Raw genomic sequence first — 6,154 nt, forward strand, 5'->3', positions numbered from 1 at the left:
GTAAAAAATACGTCATTTAATTTGTGAGCTTATATTGCGCCATTTTCTGTTGCATCGTGAGATCGATGTTATCATTTGTACCTATAATCAATGTGCATTTGAAAGGAAAGTAGATGAAGATCGGAGTCATAGGGTTAGGTGATATTGCAGAAAAAGCACATTTACCCGTATTAACACAACTTTCTGATATTGAATTAGTATTTTGTACGCGTAATGCAGAAAGAGTTGCGCAACTAGCAGCAAAGTACCGTGTGAGTGAAACATGTACTGATTACCGCCAGCTACTCACTTTTGACATTGATGCAGTGATGATCCACAGTGCAACGCTTTCTCACTTTGAGATAGCACATTTCTTTTTATCGCAAGGCCTACCTGTTTTTGTTGATAAGCCACTGTCAGACAATTATGCCGATTGTGAAATTTTACATGAATTAGCAGAAATAAAATCTTTGCCTTTATTTATGGGGTTTAATCGCCGTTACATTCCACTGTTTAATAAAAGTATGCCGAATTACCAGATTGGCAACGAAACAGAGCAACCCTTATTATCGTTGCGGTGGGAAAAACATCGCCACAATCTTACCGGTGATGTTCGCACCTTTGTCTTTGATGACTACATCCACCCGCTAGACAGCGTGAATATCGACGCGACGGTAAAAGCCGAAGATTTGCATATTATACGTCAATTTGATGGTGACCAATTGGCGAGATTAGATGTGCAATGGCAGAACAAACAAACGATGTATCATGCCTCTATGCACCGCCTTCACGGGTGTACCCAAGAAATTGTTACTGCCAATTATCGTAACCAAACATTCCAGTTTGATTCATTCGTTACGGGTAAACAATGGGTGGGGGGTGTTGAATCTAGAGTGCAGAGTCCTGACTGGACACCTATGCTTGCCACGAAAGGCTTTCACGCAATGCACGAACATTGGGCCTCTGTTGTAGAAAGCGGTAAACAGGATAGTCAATTGACAGCGCGTAATCTTCATTCTCATTATTTATGTGAACAAATTTGCCAACGTTTAACTCGATAGCTTTGAGTGCGACTATATCTTCAACTCCCATGATTAAATCGTAGTGCTAAAATAGATAACAGATGAAAAAATAATCCCCCACTAGGCTCATAGTGGGGGGTGTTTCTATATTTAAATAAAAGTTAAGTATTCTTAATCTTCTGAAAAGGTTCGCTTAAACGCCACTGAAGTAAAGTATATCGCAATAGATAGCGTTATTTTATGGAGTGGAAAATGAATATACTTGGCTACTTTCAAAAACTCGGTAAGGCATTGATGTTGCCTATCGCAGTCCTACCTGTCGCAGGCTTGCTATTGCGATTTGGTCAACCCGATTTACTTGATGTGGCATTCATGGCTCAAGGTGGCCAAGCTATTTTCGATAATATTGCCTTACTTTTTGCTATGGGTGTTGCGGCCGGTTTATCAAAAGATGGCTCGGCAGCTGCGGCTATTGCCGCTGTTGTTGGGCATCTAGTGATGCTGGCTGCATTGGGTTCGATGAATGCAGATATTGATCCTAGCGTCGCTGGTGGGATCATTGTAGGTATTACGGCTGGGCATTTGTATAACCGTTTTTACATGATCAAATTACCAGACTTTTTAGGCTTCTTTGCTGGTAAACGTTTTGTTCCCATCATTACAGGCCTAGCTTCCTTAGGCCTAGCAATTTCGTTTAGCCTTATTTGGCCTCCTATTCAGAGCGCAATTAATATATTGGGTGAGTGGATGCTCGGAAGTGGTGTCGCAGGTACGTTCACCTATGGCTTTGCTAACCGATTACTGATCCCTTTTGGTTTGCATCATATATTAAATACTATGGTGTGGTTTGTATTTGGCGAATATAACGGTGTAACAGGTGAAATATCGCGCTTTTGGGCAGAAGACCCACAGGCTGGATTAATGCTAGCAGGCTTCTTCCCAATTATGATGTTTGGTTTACCCGCCGCTGCTGCTGCATTTTACTACTGTGCTAAGCCTGAAAATAAAGCCCGTGTTGCAGGCATGCTAGCCAGTGTTGCATTTACTGCGTTTTTAACTGGGATCACCGAGCCACTTGAATTTCTATTTATGTTCTTGGCACCAGCTTTGTATGTGGTGCATGCCATCTTTATGGGAATAAGCTTGGTTATTGCTTACCTTTTGGACGTGCACTTAGTCTTTAGTTTTTCAGCGGGTTTGATTGATTATATTTTGAACTTTAATGCACCAGCTGCACTCAACGCGTGGAAATTAATACCAGTCGGGTTAGCTTTTTCTGTGCTGTATTTCGTGACCTTCACGTTTGCGATTAAAAAGTTTGATCTGAAAACGCCAGGTCGAGAAGATGAAACCGACAACGAAGGTGCATTGGAATCTAATGTACAGCCTAGTGAGCTAGCTCAAGCTTATTTAGTCGCTCTTGGTGGTAAAGCAAACCTGACCGATATTGACGCATGTATTACACGCTTGCGCTTAACGGTGCTCGATCGAAGTAAAGTGAATGATGCCAAAGTGAAGGCCTTAGGGGCGAAAGGTATCGTAAATGTGGGTGAGAAGAACGTGCAAGTGGTTCTTGGGCCACAAGCTGAAATGATAGCGACAGAAATGAAACAATTGTAAGCGAATAAAAAATAAGTGGTTTATCCCCCTAAACCACTTGCGGTTTGCTGTTCAGTAAGCCGCTTTTTTGTATTATGGCACTTTGTGTTAAGCAATAAGTTTTACTCCCTTCACTGGTGAATTTGCTCGTTACAGACGAGTGTAGTGTAGTTGAGTTATGTTCTTTTTTGGAAAATGGAATTTAAAGGGCTTAAAGGGCTTAAAGGGCTTAAAGGGCATATAGGGTTATAGGTATGAAAATACTGATTATTGAAGACGACTCTACAACAAGAGAGTTTGTGGCCAAAGGGTTACGTGAGCAGCAGTTTGTCGTCGATGAAGCCAGTGATGGTCATCAAGGCTTAGTGATGGCAACCAGTTGTGACTATCAACTTATTATCCTAGATCGCATGTTACCGCTAATGGATGGCATGAAAGTACTTGCTGCGTTACGCGCAACTGAAAATAATACACCAGTACTTATTTTGAGTGCGATGGATTCGATTGAAGACCGTGTCGCGGGCTTAAATGCAGGAAGTGATGACTATTTAATAAAACCGTTTGCATTGGCTGAGTTATTAGCGCGCGTGCAGTTACTTATCAGACGGGCATCTTCTGACAAAAGGGAGGTGACTAAATATGAGTATGCTGATTTAAAACTGGATCTTAGATCGCACCGTGTATGGCGAAGCGGCTTTTTAATACCTCTGCAGCAAAAAGAATTCCTTTTATTACAATATTTACTGGAGCATGCAGAGCAAGTAGTTTCACGAATGCATCTTTTTGAGGCGGTATGGAGCTATCATTTCGATCCAAAGACCAATGTGATAGATGTTCACATTGCTAATTTGCGTAAAAAATTAGAAGTTGAAAATAGTGAGAGTTTAATCCATACCATCCGAGGAGCAGGATATGTTCTTCGACAACCGTGAGCTACTGTCTCGTTCCTCAACATTCAAACTATTACTGTATTTTTTGGCCTGTATTGGTGTGATTTACACAGTATTTGTTCATCAAGTTTACTTAAGTTCAGACGCCTTTCACCGTAAACAACTTGATCGTGAACTATCACAAGAGACTGAGGTTTTTGCTGCGTTAGCGACACAGGGTAAGATTGACGCCACCCGTACGCTTATTGCTGAAAAGCAAAGTATATCTAGTCCGTTCACCTACCATATTCAACCTGTTAGTACCCAAATGGCTAGTTTGAGTTACCCTGCTGCACTAACTGGTAATCAACCATACTTTGAGCTTTCTGAACTGAAATCAGGTAGTAGCTTATTGTTAGATGACCATACTGTTTTACGCATTGAAATAAACCAAGACTTGCTACAACAGTATCGTGATGATCTTGCGCCAATGATGATATCGGGCGTCGCACTGCCTGTTATTGTGATGATTGCTGGCGCAGTATGGTTCGCAGTTAATATTATTCAAAAATTACAGCGAGTAAACTTCGCCATGAACCGTGTGTTATGTGGAGAGAAAAGTGTCAAGTTGGCTGTTAGTCGAAATGATGATGAGTTTGATCTGTTATCTATCCATCTCAATTTTATGATTGAACAAATAGAGAAAAAGGAAAGCTCTCTAAAGGCGCTGACTGTTGGCATTGCCCATGATCTACGTACACCTATGTCACGAATGAAATTACGAATAGAAAGTTTGTTAGATGATGCCAATAACCCTCAGATAAAAGAAGAGTTAGAAGCTTGCCACGATGATCTTGAGCTATTACTGGGGATGTTTAATGGCATGTTAGAAATTGCTAATCTCAATAGCGGTAAGCAACTTGTCAGCAAGCAGCCTGTTGATTTAGCCGCAGTTGCACAAGACGCCGTTGATTTTCTACGACCGTTAGCCGAAGAAAAACTACAACAACTCACTATTCGCCAAGATACGCCTTATCAGCTTGATGGTGAGCCAAATTTACTGTTTCGTGCCACAATTAATTTGATTGAAAACGCCATTAAATACACGCCTGAAAAGGGAATAATAACCGTTGTTATCGACCCATTTGGAGTGGTGGTGATTGATAATGGTGAAGGTATTTCTGATTTGGATAAGTCACGCGTTTGTGAACCTATGTATAGAGGTGACAAAAGCCGAACACAAGCAGGCTATGGGCTTGGATTAAGCTTGGTTGATGCCGTAATGAAGCGACATGGCGGAGAGGTTATATTCCGAGATAATACCCCAGGTTTAAGAGCTAGACTTTACTTTAGCTAAGGTTTTACAGCGAATTAGACCAAAAAGCCTGATGGTTATCACTAACGATCAGGCTTTTTATCATTAATTTGGGTATCTGTTGAATGATCAGAGATTCAAATAGTTAAGCTGCAATGGCATTGAAATGATCTTTACGGCCATTAAAGCGATTAACAAGATCATCGATGTCATCTTGGCAATAAGGCTTCAAGCCACTCATTACCATGCGTTTACGACCCGTACCAACCACTTCACCATTTTCTTTGAAACAGAAGTTTAAAGTAACGCTACCACGTTTTCCTTCGACATCAATTTCAGATTCAGTCAATTCGACGGTAGGGCAGGTTAGATCTAAGCGAGTAAAGTCGAGTTCCATGCTTTCATAGATCACCAACGGACGTGCTGGGTTAATCATTATTTGCTTTGATTCCATTAAAGGAACCATGATGTGCGGGAAGTTCATACCAGAGAACTGAACATAGCTTTTTGTCACTTGCTCAATCAACGCTTGGCTGTGTGTTGTATCACCGTCGCGTGTAATGTGAAGGTATTCTTTTCCGTTGTTATCAACCATCGATTGGTCAGCATCAGATTTTGAATCAATGTTTAGCGCAATGCCGTCATTAATCATGCCCGCAAACTCAAAACGCATTTTTTGGCTAAGTCCTGCTTTAGCAAGTACCACAGAGAAGAGAAGATCACCAGGCACACAAAAGCGCTTATTATCTTCATCATGAATTGGGTTGAAATCACCGGCTACACGTTTAGCGAAGTGACTTGCTTGTTGGCGTGAGAAAGAAAACTCACCATTTTGCTCTGAAAAGTACGAATTTAAAAACATGTTTAACTTATGAATACCTTCGTTCATCTAACTGTCGCCTATTGTACATGAGTTTTTTCTCAGTAATGGTCTAGCCACTTGCTGCCATAACGGCTGTCTAGAAAATAAGGCTTTAAATTGAATGAATATGCATATGCTTATTCACTTTATTGTACATAACAGCTAATTATCCCTATATTATGTGTGTCTTTATTGTCTCAAAGTACTGATTATTAGGCTTGGTATTAGTTTTTATATTGAATAGAGCTAGGCTATCTAATTAGAGACATTAGTTTCATTTAGGGAAAGATAATAGTTGTATTAATATTAAGCGTTTTTGTTCTGAGTGCTATTGATAATTATTGTCACATTGGTACCTATGAGGCACGTGTGTCGCAAATGCAGCAGGGTTACAATAGGTGTTGGTTGTATTTTGCCCGTAAATGCAAATTTTGATGGCAAATAGAGCGGATGAATAACTTAAACTAATTTATAAAGTTAAGTTAGATTTATTAAGTGCAACGAGTGG

The 6,154-nt window shown here is 40.5% G+C and carries 5 protein-coding genes; 4 read left to right on the plus strand and 1 reads right to left on the minus strand.

Annotation, left to right across the window (positions count from 1 at the left end; all coding sequences use genetic code 11):
- Nucleotides 1-113: 113 nt before the first annotated feature.
- The 4 genes from ASV53_RS09395 (at nucleotide 114) to ASV53_RS09410 (ending at nucleotide 4,826) form a co-directional block, all read left to right on the plus strand.
- Entirely contained in the window at nucleotides 114-1,040 is a 927-nt protein-coding gene (locus ASV53_RS09395; protein ID WP_094956903.1) for a Gfo/Idh/MocA family protein, read from the plus strand.
- Nucleotides 1,041-1,253: 213 nt separating this feature from the next.
- A complete protein-coding gene (gene nagE, locus ASV53_RS09400) occupies nucleotides 1,254-2,621 on the plus strand; it encodes an N-acetylglucosamine-specific PTS transporter subunit IIBC (protein ID WP_094956904.1) in 1,368 nt (455 codons plus the stop codon).
- Nucleotides 2,622-2,854: 233 nt separating this feature from the next.
- Nucleotides 2,855-3,532, plus strand: coding sequence for a response regulator transcription factor (locus tag ASV53_RS09405; RefSeq protein ID WP_062690580.1), 678 nt, complete (start codon nucleotides 2,855-2,857; stop codon nucleotides 3,530-3,532).
- Entirely contained in the window at nucleotides 3,513-4,826 is a 1,314-nt protein-coding gene (locus ASV53_RS09410; protein ID WP_062690581.1) for a sensor histidine kinase, read from the plus strand. Before ASV53_RS09405 ends, ASV53_RS09410 begins: the two co-directional genes overlap by 20 nt.
- A 103-nt stretch (nucleotides 4,827-4,929) precedes the next feature.
- Here the strand turns inward: ASV53_RS09410 and ASV53_RS09415 are convergent, their stop codons facing one another.
- A complete protein-coding gene (locus tag ASV53_RS09415; RefSeq protein ID WP_094956908.1) occupies nucleotides 4,930-5,646 on the minus strand; it encodes a DUF3581 domain-containing protein in 717 nt (238 codons plus the stop codon).
- Nucleotides 5,647-6,154: the final 508 nt, after the last annotated feature.

The sequence above is a fragment of the Photobacterium sanguinicancri genome (assembly GCF_002265265.1).
GTDB classification, from domain to species: Bacteria; Pseudomonadota; Gammaproteobacteria; order Enterobacterales; family Vibrionaceae; genus Photobacterium; species Photobacterium sanguinicancri.